Consider the following 25,609-nt stretch of genomic DNA (forward strand, 5'->3'; position numbering starts at 1 on the left):
ACTGACTTGATCGGATAAAATAGCGTAAAAAAGCCAGATACTTGTTATCTGGCTTTTTTGTGCGTGGTGGTTCTATCTATAGCCAATGAGTATTGGTGAGCAGTTTAAACAAACAAAAGCTATCTCTGTAGTCAATCGTTGCTTGCAGGTCTTTTTTGCCTTGTCTATACTGACAAGCCTTTACTTATCGTGTGCTGCGGAGCCATTTGATGCTCGACATTTCTCATTTAACCATTGCTCAATTAAAGGTAGACAGTTTACCAGTAGCCTTTGGCGTCATTATGGCGGTTATCGGATTGGTGTTCTATACTCAAGGATTACCGGGTAAATTTTGGCGACGTTTTTATGCGGTATTGCCGGGTATTGTACTGTGCTGCTTTATCCCAGCAACCCTAAACAGCCTTGGCATCTTTGCTGACGGCATTGGCTCACAGATTTATGGCTTTACCGCCACTTATTTGTTGCCAGCAAGTTTGCTATTGATGACCCTATCAATGGATGTGCCAAAGATATTGGGGCTTGGCTGGAAGGCCATTGCCATGTTTTTTGCCGCCAGTATCGCCATTGTCATCAGTGGCCCGATTAGCTTAGGCATTGCTAAATGGGTGTCACCTGAGATGTTTACCGACGATACTCTATGGCGCGGCTTTTCGGCGGTGGCGGGTAGTTGGATAGGCGGTGCAGCAAACCAAGCGGCGATGAAGGAATTGTTTGGCGTGAGTGATGATTTGTTTGGCATGATGATCTTGGTCGATACTACCAATGCGTCGTTATGGTTGTTGGCTATTTTGGTCATGGCCAAGCACAGCGCTAAGATAGATAAGTTTTTACGGGCTGATACCAGTAGTATTGATAAGGTCATCGCCGCTGTAGAGAGCTACGAGCGTGATCATGCCCGTCCGGCGACTTTAAATGATTTGATGGTGATGTTTGGTTTGTGTTTTGCGATGGTTGGAGTGGCGCACTTTATCGGCGGGCAGATAGCAGGCTTCTTTGCACCCTATAGCTGGGCAGTACAATACAGCTTTGCCAGCTCATTCTTTTGGATGGTGGTGATTATCACCTTAATAGGGGTAGTATTTTCCTTTACCAAAATTCGTCGCCTTGATCATGTTGGTGCCTCCAAAATTGGTACGGTATTTATCTTTGTATTGATTGCTGCTATCGGTATGCAAATCAATCTCGCCGGTATTGTCTCGCAGTGGCGCTTGCTACTCATTGGTCTATTGTGGATGAGTATTCACGTGGTGATTATCTTTATTGTCGCTAGAATCATTCGTGCACCATTTTTCTTTTTAGCAGTGGGTTCTAACGCCAATACCGGCGGCGCGTCTTCTGCACCGATTGTCGCCACGGCATTTCACCCCTCACTGGCGCCCGTTGGCGTATTCTTGGGTATTTTAGGCTATGCGGTGGGCACCTTTGGTGGTTATATCAGTACACAGATGATGCGGCTAGTGGTAGGGTGAGCGCTAACAAGCCTTAGTGTACATAAACCATAAATGTAGCTTTGGGTACTGTATGTGAGGCATTTATTAACGGCTTAATTTCCAAAAAAAAGAGAATGCTTGTTGACCAAGCCCTCTCTTTTTTTATTGATATAGTCAGTGAAAAGTAATATTGATCTTAGTCTATCTATTCTGATTCATTACTACTATCAAGCCTTCATCTGCGCCAATCATTTTTCTATTCCCAATAATCTGCTGGGCATTCAGGTAATTCACTTAAGGTATTACGTAGTGCAACCGACCACTGACGACTGATGTCGTTGAAGTATTCGTCGTCTTGCTCGATACGGTGACCCTTGGGCATCTTCAAACTGTCATTTTGATAAATCAACAAATCTATGGGCATACCTACAGACAGATTGGAGTGAATGGTTGAGTCAAATGACAACATCAGGGCTTGGGTCGCATGCTTGACGTCTGTCTCGTATTTAACCGAGCGGTCGAGAATGGGCTTGCCGTATTTACTCTCACCCAGCTGAAAAAACGGCGTATCTTGCGTGGCTCTAATGCAGTTGCCTTCTGGGTAGATCATATATAGCTCAGGAGGCTGGCCTTTGATTTGCCCGCCCAATATAAACGAGCTGGTAAAGGTGCTACTATTACTATCGTTAGCGATGCTTTGAGCATGAGTCATGATACTACGCATGCATTCACCCACCATTTGCGCCGCGTCAAACAGTGTCGCGACGGTATGTAAGCTGCTCTCAGAACGCAGGTTGATATCGGTTTTTAACTTATTAAAGACCGCTTGTGAGGTAGCAAGGCTGCCAGCGGTCTGTAGTACCATAAAACGTTCGCCTTCAACGCCGTATTGGTAGAGTTTTCTAAACGTCGAGATATGGTCAATGCCAGCGTTGGTACGGGTGTCACTCGCAAAAACCATCGCGTCTTTTAGACGAATAGCAGCGCAGTAAGTCATGAGAAATCCTTATCTCAATAAGCAGAATCGATATTGATATTGCTATTGATAGATAGACTGCATCTATTACTATGACAATCTTGAGACCAAAACTTGACTGTAAAGATTCTCATAGCCGCCGCCCATCCTTACCCCGCGTACTGGTGCGGCATCTAAGTAATCGCGACCAATAGCGACATACACATGCGAGCTTGGCTGGAACAGCAGATTTGAGATGTCAAAGGTATACCAGTAGCCCTCTAGCCAAACCTCTGCCCAAGCATGGCTAGCCATATGATTCTCTGTGTCATCGTATAGATAACCTGACACATAACGCGCTGGGATATGCTGATCCCTCAAGCAGCCTAAAAATACATGGGTATGGTCTTGGCACACACCAGCGCCGATATCAAAGGCTTCGGCTGCCGTCGTTCCCACGTGGGTGGCATCTTTTATATAAGGCATTTTGGTCAATAGCTCAGTCGCCATGGCTTTAAGGCTGTCATGGGTCGGGTCTTTTAGATAAGGGGCAGCAAAGGCGCGCATCGCCTCTGAACACTTAGTCAATGGGCTTTGTACCGTAAATAGCAAATAGGGGACGTTGTCCATGTCCTCTAATCGCTCGGTATCGGTATTGATCTCGACAATGCCGGACGCCTGCATTTGCAAGTTATTGTGTGCCTCATTACGACTAAGCGTTAGCCAGTCATTGCCAAAGCCGTCTTTTTGATTGACGGCAACTTTAGGCAGCATCACATCCCACCTATGAATCGTTTGATGCGGTAATTGCATCGGCGTCATACGAATATACTGAACGCTGCGCTGTGCCAGCTCGCCGTAGTAATAATTGGTTTGATGACTTATTTGAAGTTTCATAATGTTTTCCTCTTTAAGGTGCTTTTTGTCTATTTTACTAAGCTAAACGCTATACACCTTGCTGTAATATGATGTTGAATTCTCGGCTAATGAGCTTAAAGTCGCTAAATTGCTTTGATTTGATCATCTGATTGGTCAAGCGAGTCAGTTCACGCCAGCGCGTGTTTTCTGGCAGCTGATTAATCCAATACTTAAATCCAAGACTAATCTCGGTGGTGTCCTCATTGAGTAGGACTGCACGCTCTAATTGCTCAAAATACCGACCTAATTGCCAAAAACACGTCACGGTAGGGTGCTCTTGTTCCATTGCTGCATTACAGGCATATAGCTGTAGCGTCGCTGCTCGATAAGTACCGGCACTTGATAAGCGTTTAATGAGGTTGTACAGCTCTGCAGTATCTTTGCCAATCACGCCTTTGGCCTCTTGCACATTGGTCTCAATGGATTGGACCACGCTAGGGATTCTTTTTTGCTCTAAGTCATAAAGTATTTGTGCCTTCATTACTTTTAGCGGCTCATTCGCCTCTGCCGCAAAGCCTAAATGGCTGATTAAGTGCTGTATTTGTGATTTTTTTAGGTCACCTTTGATCAACTGTTTCATTAGGCTGTCGTAGTAGTAGAGTCGCTCGCTATACCTACCGAGCCAGATCAAATGACTACTGGTCGACAGCAGCAATATCATTGGCGCATCATCGAGGTCCTCAAAACCCGCTTCGATAGGCTGTATGCGATTGTGGTAGCTGGCGTGACCAGCAGCACTCAGTGCTAGATTGTTAGACTTATCCGCCTGCCCATTAGCCAAGGCGGATTTGCTCGAAGCTGGCGCGTTACGCTTGTCTGAAGATCTCTTCTCTAAACTGCTGTCATCGACGACCCAAGTATCTTTGATGCCACCACCTTGTGATGAGTTGACCACTAACGAGCCTTCGACCATCGCCACACGAGTAAGACCGCCCGGTACGATATCGACCGAACCGTCGCCATGACTGAGTACAAAGGGGCGCAGGTCAATATGGCGCGGGGCGATACCATCACTAACAGCGGTGGGATTGGTAGATAATGAAATTGTAGGCTGCGCAATAAAACCGTTGGGGTTGTCGAGCAGACGCTTGCGATAGTCGCTGATCTCTTGTTTGGTAGAGGTTGGCCCTATGAGCATGCCATAGCCGCCGGAGCCTTGGGTTTCTTTGACCACCAGCTTGTCTAGATTGTCTAGTACATAGCTTAGCTCGTCAGGCTTGCGGCACTGATAGGTCTCGATATTGGGCAAGACGGGCTTTTCACCCAAATAGAACTCAATCATATCGGGCACAAAGGGGTACAAGCTTTTGTCATCTGCCACACCAGTGCCGGGCGCATTGACGACGACCACATTACCAGCGCGGTAAGCACTCATCAGACCCGACACGCCTAGTATTGAGTTGGACTGAAATGCCAAGGGATCAATGTAAGGGTCATCAATTCGGCGATAAATGATATCGACTTGTACCTTACCACGGATACCTTGCATGTAGACTTTGCTGTCCTCAACCACCAAGTCATAGCCGTGTACCAGTGGTACATTCATCTCATGCGCCAAAAAAGCATGCTCATAATAAGCACTGTTGAAGCGACCGGGGGTTAAGATAACAATTTGTGGATCATACTTGGTGGTTGAGCTGGCAAGACAGCATTTGAGACGCTGCGGATAGTCGCTAACCCCTAATACGGGCGTATGAGCGAACAAATCAGCTAATAGAGTCTCTGAAATACTGCGACTCTCCAGCATGTAGGAGACGCCAGATGGCGTGCGAAGATTGTCCTCTAATACACAGAATTGACCGGTCTCGTCTCGAATGAGATCGATACCACTGATGTGCGAGTAGATAGGCTTATCAAGTTCAATGCCCATCATCCATGGCTCATAGCAACCACTGGCATAGACGTAGCTGGCAGGAACAATGTCTGCTTTCATAATGGCTTGATCGTGATAGATATCATGCAAAAAGGCATTGAGCGCAGTAATCCGTTGCTTGCAGCCAGCTTCTACTTGCTGCCATTCGCTGGCGGAGATAATGCGTGGAATGATGTCAAAAGGAATCATCCGCTCAATGTTTTTGGCATCGCTATAGACAGTGAAAGTCACGCCCTTACGATAAAATATATTTTCTGCTTGCTCGTTCAGGTGGTTGAGCGCATCCATACTGATGTTGTCTAGCCAGTCGCCGACAGCCTTAGCTGCAGGACGATATTCACCCTTTTCGTTTTGTAATTCATCGAAGCACTGTCGCTTTTTTTGCTTGTCTTTTGCGTGGCTCTTACTTATGGTTGGGTTAGGAGAAGTCGCCATTTGATCTTGGCTTTGACTTTGGCCATCATTTTGGCTTTGAGATTGAAGTGATTGTTGGTTCATAAATACCTCACGCATCCTTGGTAAAGTTATTATTTATGACGCATACACGGGTTATGATAGGCAGATCGGCAGGTGCAAGACGTCCAATATGTAGCCTGTGCCTTGTCTTGACTATAGCGCGTCTACGAGCCTATGCACAACAAGCCTGTGACTTTTTTAAAGTTGTCACCGTTAAAATACAACACAACAATAACTTAACTGCCGCAAAAAACAGCGATATCTTGCTTTCTTAAGGGTTCACTAGCGATGGTACTTATATGAAGTGCTCATCTGAACAAACCCTTATAAACCCATTTAAGAGGATGGAGCAACATGGATGAAAAGAAGTTCGAGATTTATTTGGCAGATGATGGGCAAACTCAAATTGAGATTCGTCTAGAGCGCGACACCTTGTGGCTCTCACAAGCGCAACTGGCGACATTGTTTGAAAAAGACTCTGATACGATTGGTTTGCACCTAAAAAACATCTATAAAGAAGGCGAACTCGACCCCGAAGCAACTACCGAGCAATCCTCGGTAGTTCGTCAAGAGGGAAACCGACAAGTGCGACGCAACATTCGCTTTTACAATCTAGATGCCATTATTTCTGTGGGTTATCGGGTTAATTCTAAAAAAGGCACGCAGTTTCGTATATGGGCGACCCAGCGCTTACGTGAATACTTAGTGCAAGGCTATACGCTCAATCAGCAACGCTTCGATAAAAACTCTGCCGAGCTCCAGCAAGCGTTAAACTTAATCAAAAAAACAGCCCAAAGCCCTGAGCTGAATACTGATGAAGGGCGCGGCTTAATTGAGATTATCAGCCGTTATACGCAGACGTTTTTATGGCTACAACGCTATGATGAAGGCTTGCTTGACGATCCAGCAGGGCAGGAGGGCGGTGTATTGCCTAGCCTAACTGAAGCGATGAGCGCACTAAATAATTTAAAAGCGCAATTAATATCACGCGGTGAGGCAACTGAGCTATTCGCCAAGCCTCGCGGTGACGGGTTAGACAGTGTACTGGGCAATTTGCAGCAAACCGTGTTTGGCGAGCCTGCCTATCCGACTATCGAGAGTAAAGCGGCGCATTTATTGTATTTTATGGTCAAGAACCATCCCTTTACCGATGGCAATAAACGCAGTGGTGCTTTTTTATTCGTGGATTTTTTACATCGTAATAAGCGGCTGCTCAATGAAAGTGGGGAAATGGTCATTAATAACACGGGACTTGCTGCTTTAACCTTACTGGTCGCTGAGTCTGATCCCAATCAAAAAGAGACGTTGATTAAATTGATTATGAATATGCTGTCATTAGAGGCTTGATATACAGAGATATCATCCATGAGCGCTACAAAAGATAAGTCTAACTATGAATATTTGCAGTTATCATTATAACAACAACGCTTGATAATCAATTTTAAGGAAAACAACGCATGTTTAGCATAATAAAAGACTGGCACAATCAGCGCGTACTCGATAACAGTGACTTTACTAAGGCGGACTGGATGCAGGCTGCCAAGCGTATTGTGATACTTGAGCACTTAAACGAGGACGAGATGACTCGTTTGTTTGAGTTGGCGACGTTGTTTTTGGATGATAAATCCATTACGGGCGCACAAGGCTTTGAAATCACAGATGCAGTCAGGCAGTCCATTGCCTTACAAGCCTGTTTGCCGATATTGAATCTAAGTCTAGAATGGTACGCTGGCTGGTCGTCCATTATCATTTATCCCGGTTCTTACAAAAGTGACAGTACCACTGTAGATGAGTTCGGTATCGTCCATGAAGGCAGCCAACATCGTAGCGGCGAAGCGTGGCTGCGTGGACCGGTCATTCTGTCATGGAAGGATGCCAAGCATTCAGGCGAACGCGATGGTCACAATGTCGTCATTCATGAGTTTGTCCATAAGCTCGATATGCTCAATGGCCGTGCTAATGGCTTTCCACCATTGCAACCCGGCATGGATCCTGCGCGCTGGACGGAGGTTATGGCGCGAGATTTTGAGGATTTTCAAACGCATCGTAAGTCAGGACTGGATCGATATGGCGCGACCAATCCCGCTGAGTTCTTTGCGGTGCTCAGCGAAGTGTTTTTTGAGACGCCAGAAAAGTTGGTCGACGCATATCCAGATATCTATGAGATTATGGTCAAGTTTTTTAAGCAAACACCGATGTAGTTGATGTTAAATATATTACATATTAAAAAATGAATATATAACAGTGTAAACACAAAAGGGGCAGTGCATCATACAGAATACACTGCCATTTTTTAATCTTTAATAATTAAATCATGTGCTTATTATCTAATTAGACCGTCCACTGATCATTAACAATAGCCACCAAATAACGTTTGCCTTGATAATTATCAAACACTAAACGCAATACACGCCAGTCCATACCATCATACTCTTCGCTACCTTTATAATAAAACTCAACAACATCGGATTTTTGATAGATTTTTTTTAAGTTATTGATGGTATTACCATTACGACGAAACTCATTGATGCTGACAGCGCTATCATTGTACTTTTTGGCATCAACCCAAGTATCTAAGTATTCTGGCAGCGGAATCACTAATGGGTCGCCAGTACCGTCAAGTTCGCCCCAAGTAAAGCGAATTTTTGACTGTTGCAGATATTGTGCATATTGCTCACGGCTAAAGGTTTTATCCGTTTCAGGGCGTACATAAGCGTACATGGAGAACCTGACGCCACGTGTGGGATGGATATCATCCGTGATACGAGCAAAGTCATTGTTAGCGAGTGCACGCTGGATACGTAGCGCTTGCTGTCTGAGTGTCTGCTGGCTCATATCAGAGAGCACTTGTGATGATGCGTTGCTGGTTTGCGGATTAGAGATGGTCGCGCTGGACTCAGCAGACGATTGGCAGCCAGTGACAATAAGTGTGGCCATCAGTATTGATGCCATACTTGTAGCGGTTGAGCGTTTATAAAGATAAGACTGAGGCATATGAAAACGAGATGACGGCATCATAAAAATATCCTTATCGTAATAACATTAGGTATTGGAATTATTTTTTAGATAGAGATCGTTCGATTAGATAATGACTTGTGTAGATATAAATTAATAATGGTTGTGATGTTCGTTAATACATAGCGGCTCATTGTTCAAAGCAATATTCAAAGCAACCATTGAGATTAAGTTAGCAAATATAGTCAGCATGAACTGTAATAATTGGTTTAATCCAATCTCCCTCAAACCGTTGGTTTGTTTTCGCATAATGTATATTATGTTAAATGATGGCTGTGTGGTGTTGAGTTCATGATATCTGTTTAATGCCTTCTAGCTCAATAGCAACACATAGTCTACAACTTATTATTCGGTTCTTACTTTGACCTACTTCACTATCTATTATAGTTTTGTACGCCTAAATATTTTTGGACTATAGTGTATTTTTGATTTAGCTCAATGTACTTATTAATACCAATAATGCGTTCAAATCTTGCCAGTACACCAACTTGCTATTCGGTGATTCCCACATGCTTTGTATTGAAGTATTATCAAAGCAATTGTCATGTTCTGATCTTTATCTTTAGCCTCTAAAATTATTGACCCCTATAGTCAAATCTATATAAACAAACTTGATATATTTTAGTTAGGCAGCCTGACGATAGAAACTCACCCACATCTGCATCCGTAATCTAGAGCTCAAAGGAACTACTAAAAACTGACTTATTCCATCTATTATCATTTGTCATAACGTTTCTTATAAAGATAAAGATTAGTTCCTCATACAGACATTCAGCTACTAGTATAGCTGAATGTCTAAATTAGTTAACCCTACACTTCTTCAACCTTCCTAAGTTGATTAGAGTAAAGTAATGTATTTAGGTATCTGAATGTACTTCTCTAGCAATCATCCCGTATTGCGCAAACCTGCTGCCAAAGCGTTAATACTACGGATTAATGGATCCTCAACATCAAGCTCATCATGATTGATGACGCCTGTAACGTCTTTTTGTCTGGCACGTTTTAACAGCTCGATTTGTATATAATTAATCGGATCTAAATAAGCGTTTCGCCACTGTAGTGAGGCGGCAAGATTCTGCTGGTGCTCTAATAACGATGTTTGGTTAAGCAAGGAATTTAAACCAGAAGAGGTCAGCTGGTGCTCATCGATGACCGCTTGCATAATTTTTTCACGTAACGCCTCATCGTCACATAACTGGCTATAAGCCTGAGCGATATTCATCTCAGATTTGGTAAAAGCCATTTCGATATTGCTGATAAATACGCTAAAAAATGGCCAATGTTTATTCATCTCCCTCATTAAGTCTTCGTCTGCTTTAACGCTCTGTAACGCACTGCCGACGCCATACCAAGCAGGTAAGGTGAAACGCGCTAATGACCAGCCAAATACCCAAGGAATTGCCCGTAAAGTCGTTTTGCTCGGCAAGCCTTTTTTGCGATGCGCGGGACGTGAGCCAATATTTAATAAAGAGATTTCTTGCACAGGGGTCACCTGTGAGTAGAACTGATAAAACCCTTCAGTATTATCAGTCAGTTGACGATAACGCTGTTCACCCGCGTCTGCCAAACGCGCAAAGAGTGCTTCATAATTTGGTAGTTCAGGCGGTTGCACAACGAATCTGGTAGAGCAGGCTTTCAATGTACCGGTGATGCCCATGGTCAGCTCAAATACAGCGGTGTCGGTGTTGGCATATTTGGCATAGAGTACTTCGCCTTGCTCAGTGACTTTAATTTCTCCATGCAATGTACCCGCTGGTTGTGCGGCAATCGCGTTATGCGTTGATCCGCCACCACGACTCACTGAGCCACCACGACCATGGAACAAGCGCGTTTTGATGCCGTATTCTTCAGCGATACGATTGATAGTTTGCTGCGCGCTATACAGCTGCCATGCAGAGGTAATGATACCGCCATCTTTTGATGAATCTGAATAGCCAAGCATGATTTCTTGGGTGTTATCTGAGTGCGCAAGCAACCCTCGATACAGTGGATTATCCAACACGGCAGGTAGAATCTTGTCAATATTTTTAAGATCTTCAATGGTCTCAAACAAGGGTGCAACGGGCAAATCAGCAGATAACTGTCCTGCCTCATCAACCCTGCACAGGCCAGCAAACCGCATCAATAATAAAACTTCTAATAATTGACTGGCATTATTAGTCATCGAAATAACATAACTGCCAAAAGTCTCTTGCCCTACCAGCTTACGTAATGTCGCCACTGAGTTCATCAATGCCAATTGTTCACGTGTTTTATCAGTCAAGTTATCAGTATAAATGAGCGGTGTACCAGGCTTTGCAAGCAAACGAGTCAGCCACTCTTGGCGCTCGCTTTCACTCAAAGTTTGATAATCTGGCAGATTAGAGGCACTGGCAAAAATATCGTCAATCACCTCACTATGATAAGACGACTCTTGACGGATATCCAGCGCGGCTAAATGAAAGCCACAGGTTTTGACCAAACGAATCATATCAAGTAATAAGCCTTCGCCATGTGCCGTATCGTGAGTATTGACACTTTTCCGAATGATGCGTAAATCTTCTAACAATTCTTGCGGATTGGTGTAAGCATCTTTTTCAGCCTCGCTATCACTACCTTTGCTTTGAATATGGCTATTAGTCGATTTTATTTTGGCAAGAATAATCGATAACAGTCTTCGGTACGGCTCATTGTTGTAATCGTCAGTATTGTAATCAAAGACTCGTCTGTCGAGCTCACGATAACTTTCAATTTTTGTATACACGTCAGGTTCGATAGCGACAATTGTATCGCTGTGAATCAGTTCACGACGCAATTTTTTGATCAACACTTGATAGTGACGCAACACGGTATCCGCATGCATTAATACAGCAAGCTCTGTGGTCTCAAAAGTCACGAATGGATTACCATCTCTGTCACCACCGATCCAAGAGCCAAAGCTCATAAACGCTGGTAATGGGTTGTCCGCTAGCTCTGGGTAGATATCGATAATGGCTTTTTTAATATTACGATAAACCTTGGGAATGGCATTAAATAAACTGGCGTTAAAATAGTGTAAACCATTATTTATCTCGTCATAAACCAAAGGCTTACGCGTACGCACCTCATCAGATGACCATAACAAATCAATGGTTTGCGCCGTTTGTTCTTTCGCTTGCTCGTAGGCGAAACTGTCTTCATTAAGATTGTTTAAGGCATCGCTATGAGTAAATAGACTTTGCAAGATATTCATCGTCGTGCGGCGACGCGCTTCAGTAGGGTGTGCGGTAAAGACAGGAATAAATTTGAGTTGATCTATGAGCTCTTGCATTTGGGCAGGTTCAATATTACGTTCACGACACTCAAGCAGGGTACGCCGAAACGAGCCTTCCCAGCTATGTTCCGATTGCATACGCAAGGCTTGACGTTGTTCTCGTAAGTAATTCTCTTCACTTAGATTGGCTAAGAAAAAATAGATAGAAAAGCTGCGGATGACATTTTTTAAGGTTTGGTTGTCTAACGAGGCAATAAAGTCGATGAGTTGTTGCTGGTTCGCTGCGTTAGGCGCCCGGCGTTGCTGGATAAAACCTTGGCGTAGGGTTTCAATCGTGTTGAGTGTTTGTTCGCCCGTTTGCCGAGAAATCGCCTCTCCTAGAAATGAGCTTAATAAGCGGATGCGTTCACGTAGTACGTCGTTATCAATAGTCATCCTTGATCTCCTGATCAAATTCATTCAAATATAGTCGTGCGGTCTTAAATGTAGGTTTTCTATGGTGTAAGCCATTTAACCTGTTTATGTGGATCTCGAAGCTCTCGCTTCTCATCAGCCAAGACGTTGCTAGCTTTATGTATTAATCATTTATTTTTTGGTGATACTGGGTCAGCCATTCCTGTAATGGTATATCTGTCTATCCCTAGTCAGCCAACAATATTATGAGTTTCATTATTACGATTGATGACTAAACTAACGGCTTCAAGTTTAATTCTCCAGCTTTACTAAACAGTCAGAATTAATATCAGCAATCGTTTTGGCACCAGTCAAGGTCATTGCGACGCGTATTTCTTTATCTAGCAGTTCTAACAAATTGCTTACCCCTGCACCGCCATCCGCTGCTAAAGCATAAATAAAAGCGCGCCCTAGCATGCAAATATCAGCGCCCAAAGCCAACATACGCACAATATCTAAGCCATTACGTATACCAGAGTCGGCTAAAATTTTAATCTCTCCTTTCACCGCATCAGCAATAGGAGGCAGAGCACGTGCACTGGATAAAACACCGTCCAGCTGTCGCCCACCATGATTCGATACGACTATGCCGTCGGCTCCAAAACGCACCGCATCTTTGGCATCTTCTGGGTCCAAAATACCTTTGATGACCATAGGCCCATCCCAGTACTCGCGAATCCAATCTAAATCTTTCCAAGAAATAGAGGGGTCAAAGTTATTACCTAGCCAGCCTATATAGTCTTCCAATCCTGTTGGCTTACCTAAATAAGTAGAGATATTGCCCAGATCGTGCGGACGGCCATTTAGCCCTACATCCCATGCCCATTGCGGATGCGTCATAGACTGTAAGTAACGGCGCATAGCAGCATTTTTACCGCTCATACCAGAGTGCATATCTCGGTAGCGTGCCCCTGGTACTGGCATATCTACCGTAAAAACCAAGGTCGAACACCCCGCCGCTTTGGCACGCTCCAAGGCATTTTTCATAAAACCTCGGTCCTTTAATACATAAAGCTGAAACCACATCGGACGGTTAATTTTAGGCGCTACTTCTTCAATCGGACAAACCGAAACTGTCGACATGGTAAACGGAATGCCTTTTTGATCGGCTGCCATAGCGGCCTGCACTTCTCCGCGGCGGGCATACATACCTGTCAGACCCACGGGTGACAACGCGACAGGCATAGACAGAGTTTCATTAAATAACTGCGTCTCGAGACTAAGCAGTGACATATCATTTAGTACACGTTGCCTAAGGGCAATTTTTGATAAATCTTCAACATTATGTTTTAAGGTATATTCCTCATAAGCACCGCCATCTATATAATGAAATAGAAATGGTGGCAGTCGGCGCTTGGCAGCAGCCCTGTAGTCGTTTGGAGATGAAATAATCATATGCTTGCCCTTATTCTGTTAAATATCTATGTAATATTTTTGAATCTCTAATTATTTATTGATTAGTGCTAAACGATGGATGCAATTGGCTTATTTTTGAAGCGGCAAGCTCAACCCACACTCACTATTACACACAGCACGAGCAGTTACGTTTGGTTTTCGACATTTTACCGATGCCGGGATTAAAGCTATTGGTTGGGTCTAGGCTTTTATAGAAATTCTGCAAATCAGGCTCTGCTTCGTATAGATGCCCGACATTATGCTCAGCAGGATATTTGGCTCCGCGTGCGCTCAATAGCTCTAACATCATCTTTTTAACAAGGTGTGCATCACTGCCCTTCTTCAAAATATAATCTTGATGAAACACATAGCAAAAGAAGTGTCCGTAATACAGCTTCATCTCTAAGTGTTTTTCAATTTCTTCAGGTAGGGTTTCAAGCCATTCTAATTCATTACGCGGTATGGCAATATCTAATGCCAATATCTCACCAACTTCTTTTTCATGTATGATTTCATAGCGTAATGCGGCACCGGCTGCCGCAAAACGATTTAAAAGCGCGCTTTCTGACTCTTCCTGGCTACATTCAAAATAGTTACCCGTGTCTGAAGCAGCAAAGAAGGTCTTCAGAAAATCCTGTGCCTCTGCTATCCCTTCATCACTCATTTTTAAGATTAGGTGATGCTCATATTGTTCACGATACTCAATCATGCGCTTCGGTAAATGCTTTGGAAATAGAGTAGCGATGAACTGCATGACTTTGTCAGTAAAATGCTTTGGCATCCATGACCACTTATGAAATTTAGCGTCAATAGCGCCTTTGATAGAAAACAATCTAGGTAAGGCATCTGTGCCGAGATGCTTAATACTTAGGAACGTGTCTTTACCGTATTTAGCGGAGACATCAAATATATCACGATGCATATACTCGCCCACTTCAGGGATATTGTCGAAGTTTGATAGTATCTGCCTTCTGAGCTGTGCAAGCTCACTCACACTGTTAGTGCCTATGTAAAAGGTTTTCTCTTTTGCCGCTATTGGATAAGTGTCAAGACGTACTGCAAACACCGCAAGCTTGCCAGCGCAGCCACTGGCTTCATACAGTCTGCGCTTGTCCGCATTAAAGCGACTGGGCGTGCTTGCATCAACGTCTTTTACTCTGGCGATGTACTCTTTGTCAGATGCGAGCTTGCCACTATCAGGTAATTCTCTTTTATCAAAATTACCATTTTGTAAGTTAGTGAGTATTTCTTCCGGAGTGTCGCCCAATTCGACGTCTAGATGATTAACCAATACCAGCTGTCCTTGTTCGTTTATTTGGGCAAACAACGCAAGCTCGGTATAGGCGGGCCCTCTTTTGACCAAAGCCCCACCAGAGTTATTAGATATACCGCCAATAATAGACGCGCCTAACGTCGAGGAACCGATGACGGAATGAGGCGCTCTATTGACAGCATTAAGCTGACTTTGTAGCTGATGCAATGTCGCACCAGGCAAGCTGATCACTTGCTCGTTGTCATTCACCAAATACAACTGGTTCATTGCAAGCGTATTAATCACCACAACTGGTCTATCGTAGTCATTACCGCTCGGTGTTGAGCCTTCAGTCAGACCTGTCTTAGCCGCTTGCATGATAATGATGCAGTCGCCTTCAACGCATACTTCTAGGCTACGCCAAATCTCCAGCAGTGTTTGCGGAAATAAAACGGCTAAGGCACTGCCACCACCAGAGCGCCACCCCATTCTATAGTGCTCATTTTTCTCTGGATCAGCCTGTACATTACTAGCACCCAGTAATTGTGTTAGCTTGTCTAGTACTTGATCAGCACTAAGCATGCCTTGAGAATCGCGATTTGACGAAGATATATGATGCTCCTTATCTTGTGATTGTGTGTCATTCATCATGCTAAGGGCCCTTGAAAACCAAAAATGTAAATGGCGGCCATGACGATGATGCCACAGAACAACACATAGTATATGGTGGGTAAAATAGTACGCCTAAGTGTGGCGCCCTCCATACCAAGTAAACCCACCGTTGCTGATGCAGCCACCACGTTATGTATGGCAACCATATTACCGGCTGCGGCACCAACCGCTTGCGCCGCGATGATTAGAGAAGGTGAAATATGTAAGCTCATGGCGGCTTCATATTGGAATTGACTGAACATCATATTAGATACGGTATTAGAGCCTGCGATAAATGCACCTAAAGCACCAATGGTTGCACTAATCAATGGAAAAACATTGCCAAAAGTACCCGCAAACAACTCGGCACTGGCGACTGGCATACTCGCCACATCTGATAAGTTTACCCCTGAATTGATAAAGATTCTGACCATTGGAATCGTAAAAACCAGTACAAAACCAGCTCCTAAGACCGTTTTAGTTGATTCTTTAAAGGCATTATTTAGTGCACTACCTGGTTTTTTGGTTTGCAGAGCAGCGGCAACCAAGGCGCTTATTACTAACAAGCCTCCAGGTAAGTACAGAGGACTAAAACTAGCGCTTACATCTGCCTCTCCTAAAACCGTCGTAAAATCTAACGTTGCACTGGTTAATAAGGATTCAAATCCAGCGAATACTCTTGAGCACACCAGTAAGACTGCAACGAGTAAATAAGGGAACCACGCCATAACCGCAGACATCTTTTTACTGGTTAAATCAAGCGTCACATCTTCTTTACTGACCACCAGTTTACCCATCCATTCGCTTGGCCAGTTTTTCTGAGGCGCAAAATCCCAAGTTGTTTTTGGGACTAAAAACCCTCTTTTAGCAGCGTTTACAACAATGGCTATACTAACTAAACCTCCGACCAGTGAAGGAAACTCTGGCCCTAAAAAAACACCGGTTATCATATAAGGGATTGTAAATGCCAAGCCTGCAAAAATCGCAAACGGCCAAATAGCGAAGCCTTCTTTCCAGCTTTTATTCTTACCAAAAAAGCGGGTGAGCATCATCACCATAAAAAGTGGCATAAACGTACCAATGACACCGTGAATAATGGCGACTTGACTGGTAATCAGTTGTAAAAAGTCGCCCCACTGTAGTCCTTCTTGTGCCAGTTGAGCGCTAATGGCCGCTTTATCTAACCCATTATTTACCCCAATAACGATAGGCGTACCGACCGCACCAAATGATACAGGTGTACTTTGTATCATCATGCCCATCAACACTGCACCCAGCGCTGGAAATCCTATCGCCACCAGCAAAGGCGCAGCAATAGCGGCAGCTGTACCAAAACCTGAGGCACCCTCAAGAAAGCAGCCAAAGCACCATGCAATAATAATGGCTTGCACACGCCTATCTGGCGATACATTGGTAAACCCAGCACGGATAACGGCGATTGCACCAGTATTTTTCAATGTATTCAGCAAAAAAATAGCACCAAAGACAATCCACAACACCGAGACAGTTATCACCAAACCCTGAATAATAGATGATGACACTCGGTTAAGCGTCATATCCCATATAAAAATGGCAAGCGCAGCGGTAACAGCTAAAATAATTGGCATTGTTTTTTTGGCCGACCATTGCAAGCCTATAAGAAAAATACCACAGAGAACGATTGGCAGTAATGCCAACAGCCCATATATTGTTTGATTCAAAATTACATCCTTTTGATTGTGTGATCTTCCTTGAACCAAGTCATCGCAGCCTTTATTTTGACGACTCAATGATGACTAAGTTGTATTAAACATTCACAAACAGGGACTGCTAATTTATCCAAGCCGTCTTGTAGACAAAACCGAGCACGACTTGCGACAGTCTATGGCCCATGTTCAAAAAGCCCTAAAATAGTCTACGCCTTGTTAATTAATTGATATATTGCATCAATGGACAATGTTATTTTCCTTTTTTGCTATAATCTAATCCGCATTACGCCAATTGGAGCACAAGTATGGTCAAAGCTGACGATATGGTTTTATTTGTCCAAGTTGTTGAGGAAGGGTCATTTTCTAAAGTCGCTGAAAAGCTATCATTAACCAATTCAGTAGTGAGCAAGCGCATTGCAAGATTAGAAGAGAACTTAAATACTCAACTCATTTATAGAACCACTAGAAAGTTGAGCTTAACCGATGCCGGCAGGACGCTTTACGACAAAGCTAAAATTGCTAAACATGCCTTTCAGGAAGCTGAAGATGCAGTAACGGGTTACAGCGAGGATATGAAAGGCACCATACGAATAACCCTGCCTGTGGTCTCTGCAAATTTGATATTGAGCGAATCTATTGCTGAATTCTGTAAACAACATCCTGAAATATCGGTGGATTTACAAATTACCAATCGCTTGGTTGACTTGATAGAAGAAGGTTTTGATTTGGCAATAAGGACCGCTGAGCTTGAAGACTCATCGCTCATTGCAAGACGTCTTATAGATAGCCGATGGGTGATATGTGCGACGCCAGACTATTTAAAGCGATATGGTACGCCTCAAACCCCTGAAGAATTAGACAATCATGAGTGCATAATCTATAAGTTAGATAATACCTCTAACAACATATGGCCAGTATGTATAGACGGCACAGAGCAATTAATGCCTGTCCATGGTAGGTTTCATAGCAATCATCTTAGTGCGATTAAACAAGCCACGCTCAGCGATTTAGGCATTGCTTTTTTGCCCCAAGCGTTGGTCCATGAGGAGATACAACAACATACACTTACTCAGATTTTGCAACGGTTTACACGAAAGGAACTGGGCATGTATGCAGTATATCCTAAGGCCAGGCAACCAGATCAAAAGTTAAAACTGCTCGTTGCACATTTGCGAGACTCATTACATCGGAAACAGGCTTACTACTGCTAAGTAAAAAGCCTGTTTTGATGTCTATAAAAAGATGAATGAAATAAAAAACTAATAGAGCCTTTCCTAAAAACTGTGTAACTGCTTATAATCCAATAACAGGAGAATAAGCAGTTACACAGAATTCAGGATAGCCTCTGCCGAATTTAATTTACGATCTTAGTACTAAGAGCCTTAGCCCAACCTACTGAGTGTTGACAACGGCTACATTCTTCATTTAGATCTGATATATATTTCACATAACCACAATGCATACAAGCGTAGGGCTGCCCATTCTCTATGGTTTTCGCTGCCTGAAACTCTTTGGGGAAAATAGGTAGCCCATACTGGGTCTCATTGCGTGGAAACAATAGTACACTAAACTCACCATCTGTTTCGAGCAATCCTGTCTCTACTTGTCCTAAATGACGCACGCCATATTGACGCATTTCAGCAAAGAACTCATCATGAGACATTTTATCTTTCTTAACATCTTCAAGTACAAACAAGCCATTTTCAACGATATAAGTAGCTTTGCCTTCTAGTAAATTCTCAAAAACCTTATATTTTGCGGTAACCCAAGTACACAATCTATAAAGTAGCAGCACAATACCCATGATAAGCACAGCTTGAATAAGCGGCAAATCTTTAGTGAACATGGGGTCACCAGCGATAGATCCCAGTGATAGAATAATAGTTAACTCAAAAATAGAAAGTTGGCGAATGCCTCGTTTACCCGTGAATCGTAGAAACGAAATAATCATAGCAAACATCACTATCACACGTATGACGATTTCAGCGGCAAACGACCAAGTCGTGTCATAGATAAAAATACTAGCCCAATCCATTAATTACCTCCCTGTGTATAATGTCTAGACCCTGATCTAGATTAAAGATGCTTTAGTTTTTATGATGTTGAAGAAGATTTAGTTTGAAGGTATTGAGGTAAGACGCCTCTCCCTCCTTCTTAAACTTTACGCACTTACTGGTATGAATATAGCTGTCTGAGGTTTGTAAGCTGTCGATTAAGCTTGTTTGACAGGATTTCTAATTAATATTTTTGAAGTATATCCACATTCAGTAATAAGTAAGTAAAATCTGATAGTGAGTATATTAATATAAATTATTGTTTTCTAGATTAGCTAAAAACACTGCAAAACCTTCTGTCGCCCGAGCTTTCAAGCGGCTACTGGTCAGCACACGAACGCGATTGCTCCAAGTAATAGCATAGCCTTGGTCTTCAAACTTTTTAACCAAATCCACATCTTCATGGCATGGCAGATGCGTAAAGCCGTCAACAGCTAAATAAGCCTCGCTGTTAAAACTTAAATTTGCCCCATGAATATGACGATGTCCCATCCTATCTTGATAATGAGCGATATAATCTTCGCGCGTTTGCGGCGTCAAATGTGCCCAGCTATCAATGTCTACCACGCCGCAAATCATATCAGTCGGCTGATAGATAATATGTTCAATTTGCTGTACCAACCAATCCATAGGCACAACTGAATCAGCATCTGTACAGGCAAGCCATGTCGCACCATTTTCGATCGCATAACGAATTCCAATGTCTCTCACTTGTCCCACACAGTGATAGTTACAGCATAGATAATCAACGCCCGTGGCCTTAACCAATTTCTGCGTATCATCAGTACAACTATCGAGGACCACCAGCGGGTACGCCTTAATGGTTGAAGGTAATTGATCGATAGCAGATTGCACTGATGCTAAGCATTTAGCGATAGTCATCGCCTCGTTATGAGCAGGAATTACAATACCGATTCTCATATCTCCTACCTTTGCCTATTTTGCTGAATGCTACACTTTGTCATACCAAGTTTTCTTGCATAGCTACCGAGCTTGGGGAGCGTTGCCAAACATCTAATAAGAAATCGCTGTCTATTATTTTGCTTTGATGAGTGAACGTAACCTGATGCTTCTCATTATTTGTGAAATTAAAAACATCGTGCAAGCGCTGGTGCACGGTCTCACCTGTCATCGTGAAACCCTCAATAGCATACCGCCAATGACAGCATAGTAATGTACCGCCTACAGCAAGGTTTTGCTCAGTCCAAGCGATTACTGTGTCAATATCATTGGGTGATAAATAATATAAAATCTCACTAATGACAATTAAATCAAAGGGCGGCTCATTAACAGGTGTACTAATCGATAAAAGATAAGTATCCCAAAGGGCATCTTTTAAAGTCAATAATCTATTGGGAATAACCCCTTGTATCACCTTAACATGAGGTAACTCTGCTAAGCGCTCTTTAGCAAGTTGCACCGCCTGCTGATTGCCATCAATACTCACCAAAGCATGACAACGTTGAGCCAATAGTTCACTCAGTACGCCGTTGCCACAGCCTAATTCAATGCCATGCTTATATTGAGATTGCGGCAGTATCGCTAGACACATATCACGTTTTCGTTTTTCATACCAACGAGTTTGATACTGCCATGGATCGGTATTGTCATTATATAACGCGTCAAAATACGATTCTGAATAAGCAGCTAATTGGTTGCTAATAGCAGTACCGTCAGCGGAGACAGTTTTAGAATACTCTAAACTATCGACTAAGTTACTGATATCCATTGGTGGCTTAGGTTTAGGGGTGTGACTCATATAAATAGACTTCCCAAGGTTGGCTGATTCTAGCAATCGCTTTCGCCGATAAGATTGGTGGGCTTCCCGTGCTGTCATCTGCAGTAATTTGACTTTTAAAGCAGGTGATGGCTTGGAGTTTACGCTGTAATTGCTCAGTGGTTAAATTAACTCTCATTGCACAGTGCCAAGGGATACGGCTATCGCCAGGTTTTGCCCAATGCCACGCCCAAATTAATACTTGATAACAAGCTAGGTGCTGCTGCTTGGCAAATGAAGCGACCACTTGTCCAGTTGCCTCATGATCAGGATGTCCGTCATTTATAAAAGTGGTTATTAAAATATCCTCAGGTTGAATAATTGCGGATAATTCTTGGTGAAACTGATCTTGTTGGGCAAAGACATTGCCATCTGCTAAATTTAGAGCCATAGTCGTGACCTGATTAGCCACACCCAATACTTCCAGCGCTTTAACACTTTCTTGTGGTCGGATAGTATCAAGGCTTTCTTGAGAATAAATTTGCGAGTTCGGATGACTTTGTGTGCCATTGGTCACGTGAATAAGAACAATAGGATTGCCATTTGCTGCCAGTTGTTGCAACAGACCCCCACAGCCTAGTACTTCGTCATCAGGATGCGGGGCGAAGATGCAGACTCGTTGATAGGGCGTAAAGCTTTTTGTAATCTCCAATTGAGTCAAATCTTGCAGCCCTACCCAATTTTGCCAAGCTTCTTGACTGGTGCCATCACCTTCAATAACACGGTCACCCACGATCGGATGGTTACCTTCAAAAATAGCAGCATTCGCGACGGCATCATCTTTGGGTATAAGCTTTGTAGTGTTAATAGATACTATAGTTGCCATATATTATCCTGCCTGTCTGTTAACTCATTGGCTAAAACGCTAGTTAACTCACCGATTTTCTGTAAGTCAAAAGCGCCATGGCTTTGGCGGATAAACACGGGCAGATCCGCTGACAATCTTGCAAAATGAGCATTGCGACAAAATGGCGCTGCGCCCAATGCCTGTCCGACAACCTCCACTACTTGGCGAGCGACTTGCTCAACTTGTGACCTTAACTGGCGTATGGCAAGTTCATGGCTGATCTGTGGCTGACTATCGATTAAATCAGCAACATAATGAAAATATTTCTGAGTAACTGCCAATGCCGTACTAATTTGACCCAAATACATGGCTTTATAATCGTTTGGCTTTTGCTGATAAGCACTGATTAAATAGTCTGCTAGGTAAGACGTTGCTCCATACCAGCAAGCCGCAACGCCTGCCGCCCCATGCCAAAAACCCACCCGTTCTAGGTATTCATTGGCTCTCCCAACTTGAATAGCCGATACTTCATGGAACTGTAATGTCGCTGTATCAGTGGCTTTCATCCCTACCGCTTGCCACTCCTCGTTATCAATCTCAATACCAGATTGCCTCATATCTACGACAAGCAATTGCGCTTGATCATTGGCATTACGATACGTTATGAGTCCATGATCTACCATATTGGCCCCTGAACACCACGCTTTGGTACCACTGACTTTTCCTTGCTCATAACCTATAGGATTACCTTCTGCTGCCCAAACAGCCCACCACCCTAGATCCGCTTTATCGTAGCCTACTTCATGTAAAATGCTTAGCGCATCCAAGTGCGACTCAAACCATTTTGCAATCGTTAAATCAATCCCTGCCACATAGGCCAGAATCTGCCAACGGCTCAACGTACCTGAGACTTCACTATTTATAGGGCTAGCGCCACTTGCCGGATGCGGGATTTTATCGCTATAGGTGATTAAGGTTTTTAAGATATTATGACGTAAAGTATCAGTTAAGCTAAGTGTACTAATGGCTTGATTATCAGCCAGCAAGTTATTTTCTATACTGGCTTTAATCTCTGATAATAAAGAGTTTTTTGCATTTAGCAGTAACATGAGGCCTCCTAATTATCCTTATGAGTCAGATATTGGAACTGAGATAGGGTTCAAGCGATCCGTTTGATGCTTTTTGACATCATACAAATCATTTAAAAAATTCTGCTGCCAAACCTGTAAGTCATCTTGTTGTAGTCCCTGTAGCAGCGATTGATAGCGCGACTGCCGCTCATCTAACGGCATCGTCAAAGCAATGCCTAAACCCTCTGTCATACTTTTTGGCTTATGTGGATCGATAATAATCGCGGCTTGCATTTGCTCGGCCGCTCCTGCATAACGTGAGAGCAATAACACGCCAGGATTGTCAGGGTTTTGTGCGGCAATATATTCTTTGGCAACCAGATTCATACCATCTTTAAGCGAATTGACCCAGCCGATATCACTTTGCCAAAATATGGTCATTAACGTCTCGTGGCTTATGACACTCTCACAATAGTTGATCGCTTGCCAACTACCCATAGTATTCTCATTTTCAGAAATATCATTTCTACACTTGCTGAGTGAGAACTGTTGATTTATATCATTAACAGCAGTTTTCACATCGTCATAGAGACGCTGATAAGTAGGCACATTTAGGCGACTAGGACAGGCAATTTGTACTAACGTCAGCTGATTCTGATATAAAGGATTTTGCTGTAAAAAATCGCGGTATGCCGAAAAACGCTTTAACAACCCTTTTGAGTAATCGATTCTGTCCACCGCAATAATTTTTTGGGCAGCAGATTTTATAGTGTTTATATTCTGATTGGCTTTAGCATATTGCAAGGATAAATGGCTAATTTGCTGCTGTATTCTTGTCACATTTATGCCGATTGGATAGGCATCAATCCGCAAATAGTGAGGATAATTTAGACCTAAGTTAAGCATAACCTGCGTATTTTTTGACTGAGTAGAGGTACTAAAACCTTGCGGGGCATGTAAGACGTTTATTAGCAAATCTTTTAAATAATAATTGCATACAGCAAAGCAGTTGGCTCTCCCTTGCTGAGTTTGTGTACCAAGCACGTCATAATGAGCAAGATGCCTAATGAGCTCACTGCTTTTATCAAGTGATTGCCAGAAAGGTAATGAGACAAAGGGGATGTGGAAAAAAAAGCCGATACGATTGCAAATACCCAGCTGCCTACAATGATATGCCACACTTAAAAAATGATAATCATGCACCCAAATCACATCATCAGGCTCAATAATCTTCTTTAATTGTTTGGCAAAAAGGCGATTTACCGTTTGATAGCCTGCGTAATCCTCTGGCGCTTGACTAATTAAATCAGTTCTCTCGTGCAATAATGGCCACAGTACATTGTTGGCAAAGCCGCAGTAAAACTGCTGATACTGCTCAGTGGTAAGTGCAGTGGTCATATAAGTGATGAATATATTGGCACACGGCGCATCAGCGCCTGATAAAGCAGTTTGTTTGATACTACTAAATTCATTAGTATAATCATCATTATAGCGCTCGACAATTTCACCATTCCAGCCCATCCAAACGACTGATTTTCCGTTTAATACGTCTTGCAGTGCTATTGCAAGTCCACCTGCCATTGGGTTGTTATCAGGCATTTTGACCCGATTAGACAAGACGATTAAGCGGCTCATACCACGTGTCTCCCTCTCACTCTCACGGTTTCTTTTACTAACTCATTATGTTGTTGGCAAAGGCTTAAAAGGCTATCTAGTAAAACAGTCACCTCATGAGTGTCATGGACGTAGTAATTGGCATGAGTAGGCTCACAACCGACCTTAATCCCCATCCCTTTTATTAACTGTGAGTCGTCTTCTAGCAATTTACTGTCACCTTGTACAGCCACAAATCCTGCTTCATCAGTAATATCATCACCAATAAAAATAGGAAAAAGAGGCTTAGGGCTCTGTATTTTTTCTAATAAGGTTAGAATGGCTGTGCCTTTACTCACTCCTTTCGGCACTACTTCCCATACATATTTACCGGATTTCAATGACCAATTATTATGAGTTTTTAAGGTTTCTGTCATGATGGTATAAGCCACATCGGCCAAAGCATGATTTTTTCGGAAATGGAGCGCAACGGAATAGGGCTTTTTTTCTATGATAAGATTATTGTAGGGTCTACAAGATTGAATGATAGCCTGCCTTATTGTCGCAAGCTCGATGGTATCAATAGATACGATATTTTCATCGTTACTAATACTATCATCATCAAACGCTATTTCTAATCCATGAGTTGCTGCGATTGGTAATGTTAAAGGAAACAGCATTTGCTTTGCTTCAGCCAAACTGCGTCCTGTCACGGCAGCAATTTTTACGCCATGGTTTTGTATCTTTTGTAAAAGTATTAAGGTTGCATTTGGGATGAAGCTGTTTTTAGGATTAAGTGTGAAATCGGCTAACGTGCCATCTATATCTAGAAACAAACAGTACTCTTGCTGATGGAATAAATGGTCAGCAAATTTTTCTGGCGAGATATAGATAGGTTCCCTATTTATGCTGGGGCTTCGTCCTGAAGTCACGTTTCTTCCTTTTTAATGTAGCGTCATGTTTCAGACAAATATGCCATACATTCGAAATAATTTGCGTATCAAAAGCCG

General features: G+C 43.0%; 18 protein-coding genes and 1 pseudogene. 4 read left to right on the forward strand and 15 right to left on the reverse strand.

The genetic code is table 11. The features are described from left to right. Window positions 1-209 precede the first annotated feature (209 nt). Window positions 210-1,469: a DUF819 family protein gene (locus tag ACSUPM_RS06915; RefSeq protein ID WP_025652027.1), complete on the forward strand. Its 1,260-nt coding sequence runs from the start codon at window positions 210-212 to the stop codon at window positions 1,467-1,469. 217 nt (window positions 1,470-1,686) lie between these two features. Here ACSUPM_RS06915 and ACSUPM_RS06920 read toward each other — a convergent pair whose 3' ends face one another. From ACSUPM_RS06920 to ACSUPM_RS06930, 3 genes and pseudogenes are all read right to left on the reverse strand, one after another. Then, window positions 1,687-2,427 carry a peptidase gene (locus tag ACSUPM_RS06920; RefSeq protein ID WP_436880301.1) on the reverse strand — a complete coding sequence of 247 codons (741 nt, stop codon included), beginning with the start codon at window positions 2,425-2,427 and terminating at the stop codon, window positions 1,687-1,689. 69 nt (window positions 2,428-2,496) lie between these two features. Next, window positions 2,497-3,282, reverse strand: a complete 786-nt coding sequence (locus ACSUPM_RS06925) for a transglutaminase family protein (RefSeq protein WP_025652025.1) — start codon at window positions 3,280-3,282, stop codon at window positions 2,497-2,499. Window positions 3,283-4,147: 865 nt separating this feature from the next. Next, window positions 4,148-5,674: pseudogene (locus tag ACSUPM_RS06930) on the reverse strand (circularly permuted type 2 ATP-grasp protein); the annotation flags it as partial. Between the two features lie 312 nt (window positions 5,675-5,986). Here ACSUPM_RS06930 and rhuM point away from each other — a divergent pair. Together rhuM and ACSUPM_RS06940 are read left to right on the forward strand one after the other, a co-directional pair. Beyond that, on the forward strand, window positions 5,987-6,979 hold the full coding sequence (gene rhuM, locus ACSUPM_RS06935; protein ID WP_173240289.1) for a RhuM family protein: 993 nt from the start codon (window positions 5,987-5,989) through the stop codon (window positions 6,977-6,979). 110 nt (window positions 6,980-7,089) lie between these two features. Continuing rightward, on the forward strand, window positions 7,090-7,833 hold the full coding sequence (locus tag ACSUPM_RS06940; protein WP_173240290.1) for a zinc-dependent peptidase: 744 nt from the start codon (window positions 7,090-7,092) through the stop codon (window positions 7,831-7,833). A 130-nt stretch (window positions 7,834-7,963) separates the two neighbouring features. Here the strand turns inward: ACSUPM_RS06940 and ACSUPM_RS06945 are convergent, their stop codons facing one another. From ACSUPM_RS06945 to ACSUPM_RS06965, 5 genes are all read right to left on the reverse strand, one after another. Further along, entirely contained in the window at window positions 7,964-8,650 is a 687-nt protein-coding gene (locus ACSUPM_RS06945; protein ID WP_436880302.1) for a hypothetical protein, read from the reverse strand. Between the two features lie 883 nt (window positions 8,651-9,533). Then, window positions 9,534-12,314: a phosphoenolpyruvate carboxylase gene (gene ppc / locus ACSUPM_RS06950; protein WP_436880303.1), complete on the reverse strand. Its 2,781-nt coding sequence runs from the start codon at window positions 12,312-12,314 to the stop codon at window positions 9,534-9,536. Between the two features lie 270 nt (window positions 12,315-12,584). After that, window positions 12,585-13,727: an FMN-dependent L-lactate dehydrogenase LldD gene (gene lldD, locus ACSUPM_RS06955; RefSeq protein ID WP_068408375.1), complete on the reverse strand. Its 1,143-nt coding sequence runs from the start codon at window positions 13,725-13,727 to the stop codon at window positions 12,585-12,587. Window positions 13,728-13,854: 127 nt separating this feature from the next. Next, on the reverse strand, window positions 13,855-15,561 hold the full coding sequence (dld, locus tag ACSUPM_RS06960; RefSeq protein ID WP_436880322.1) for a D-lactate dehydrogenase: 1,707 nt from the start codon (window positions 15,559-15,561) through the stop codon (window positions 13,855-13,857). A 65-nt stretch (window positions 15,562-15,626) separates the two neighbouring features. Continuing rightward, window positions 15,627-17,330, reverse strand: a complete 1,704-nt coding sequence (locus ACSUPM_RS06965; RefSeq protein ID WP_436880304.1) for an L-lactate permease — start codon at window positions 17,328-17,330, stop codon at window positions 15,627-15,629. Between the two features lie 293 nt (window positions 17,331-17,623). On the opposite strand from ACSUPM_RS06965, the gene ACSUPM_RS06970 reads away from it, so the two are divergent. Further along, window positions 17,624-18,529, forward strand: a complete 906-nt coding sequence (locus tag ACSUPM_RS06970; RefSeq protein WP_025652016.1) for a LysR family transcriptional regulator — start codon at window positions 17,624-17,626, stop codon at window positions 18,527-18,529. Between the two features lie 143 nt (window positions 18,530-18,672). Here ACSUPM_RS06970 and ACSUPM_RS06975 read toward each other — a convergent pair whose 3' ends face one another. The 7 genes from ACSUPM_RS06975 to otsB all read right to left on the reverse strand — a co-directional run bounded on the left by ACSUPM_RS06975 (window position 18,673) and on the right by otsB (window position 25,531). Continuing rightward, entirely contained in the window at window positions 18,673-19,353 is a 681-nt protein-coding gene (locus ACSUPM_RS06975) for a DUF421 domain-containing protein (protein WP_350587996.1), read from the reverse strand. Between the two features lie 265 nt (window positions 19,354-19,618). Next, window positions 19,619-20,293 (reverse strand): glycosyltransferase, encoded by a 675-nt coding sequence (locus ACSUPM_RS06980; RefSeq protein WP_101211586.1) that lies wholly within the window; start codon window positions 20,291-20,293, stop codon window positions 19,619-19,621. A gap of 40 nt (window positions 20,294-20,333) precedes the next feature. Continuing rightward, window positions 20,334-21,131 (reverse strand): class I SAM-dependent DNA methyltransferase, encoded by a 798-nt coding sequence (locus ACSUPM_RS06985; protein WP_025652013.1) that lies wholly within the window; start codon window positions 21,129-21,131, stop codon window positions 20,334-20,336. Then, a complete protein-coding gene (locus ACSUPM_RS06990) occupies window positions 21,115-21,975 on the reverse strand; it encodes a PIG-L deacetylase family protein (RefSeq protein WP_025652012.1) in 861 nt (286 codons plus the stop codon). The genes ACSUPM_RS06985 and ACSUPM_RS06990 overlap by 17 nt, the downstream gene beginning before the upstream one ends. Further along, window positions 21,963-23,045, reverse strand: coding sequence for an acyl-CoA dehydrogenase (locus tag ACSUPM_RS06995; RefSeq protein ID WP_350587995.1), 1,083 nt, complete (start codon window positions 23,043-23,045; stop codon window positions 21,963-21,965). The genes ACSUPM_RS06990 and ACSUPM_RS06995 overlap by 13 nt, the downstream gene beginning before the upstream one ends. 18 nt (window positions 23,046-23,063) lie before the next feature. Next, window positions 23,064-24,641, reverse strand: coding sequence for a trehalose-6-phosphate synthase (locus ACSUPM_RS07000; protein WP_350587994.1), 1,578 nt, complete (start codon window positions 24,639-24,641; stop codon window positions 23,064-23,066). Next, window positions 24,638-25,531 carry a trehalose-phosphatase gene (gene otsB / locus ACSUPM_RS07005; RefSeq protein WP_201578501.1) on the reverse strand — a complete coding sequence of 298 codons (894 nt, stop codon included), beginning with the start codon at window positions 25,529-25,531 and terminating at the stop codon, window positions 24,638-24,640. Before otsB ends, ACSUPM_RS07000 begins: the two co-directional genes overlap by 4 nt. Window positions 25,532-25,609 lie beyond the last annotated feature (78 nt).

Origin of the sequence: Psychrobacter okhotskensis, assembly GCF_965638355.1 — a bacterium.
Lineage (GTDB): Bacteria > Pseudomonadota > Gammaproteobacteria > Pseudomonadales > Moraxellaceae > Psychrobacter > Psychrobacter okhotskensis.